Origin of the sequence: Flavobacterium tibetense, assembly GCF_003293845.1 — a bacterium.
In the GTDB taxonomy this organism is placed as follows: domain Bacteria; phylum Bacteroidota; class Bacteroidia; order Flavobacteriales; family Flavobacteriaceae; genus Flavobacterium; species Flavobacterium tibetense.
Window position 1 is genome coordinate 1 of the sequence record NZ_QLST01000054.1, and the last position, 703, is coordinate 703.

General features: G+C 29.4%; 1 protein-coding gene. It reads right to left on the bottom strand.

The annotated features are described in order from the left end of the window. Nucleotides 1-17: 17 nt before the first annotated feature. The coding region (locus tag DPN68_RS13205) for a hypothetical protein (protein WP_157958515.1) at nucleotides 18-703 on the bottom strand (686 nt) is incomplete at its 5' end.

Here is a 703-nt window from a genome sequence, read left to right on the forward strand (position 1 = left end):
GAGAATACTTGTATTTACTATTTATCATTCTTTTCAGCTATTAATAGAAACTCTTTCAACTCATCATCTGTGTCTATATAAACTTCTTCGTGTATTGGGTCGCTTATTTTATCTGAATTGAATATGCAGTATGTATTACTCTCAGGATTTTCAAAAAAAACATACCCTTCATAATTCTTTTCTTCAAGAATTGATTTGAATAAAATACCATTTTCATAATCAGTCAGTGACTGTCCTAAATATGGTGCATTATAAAAGAAAAACTTGTTAATCTCATCTGCGGCATTTATCCTTTTAATATGATCTGTGGAGAAGATATCAACAATTACAGATTGTAATTCAGAATAAGGTTTATTAGAATGATGATTAACAAATTTATTCTCAATCACATTTGCATCAATACTGACTAGAAAACTTATAATGTTCGAACATTCAATCAATCCGCTATCAAGGTCCAAAAGATTTAACTCATTTACCACTTCACAATATGTAATTGTTCCGCTGTTATAGATGTTTCCTTTTTTATTTTGATTATATATTGCTTGAGCTAGAGTTTTTTTTGCTGTAGTCTTTTTATCATAAAAGAAAAAGGCTCCAATCGCATTTTTCTTTCCAAATTCACAACCAATATATTCAGGATTTTCGTATTCAGTTGACCAATCTACACTTAAGTCCGTTCCAAGATCATATCTGCAAAGTCTAT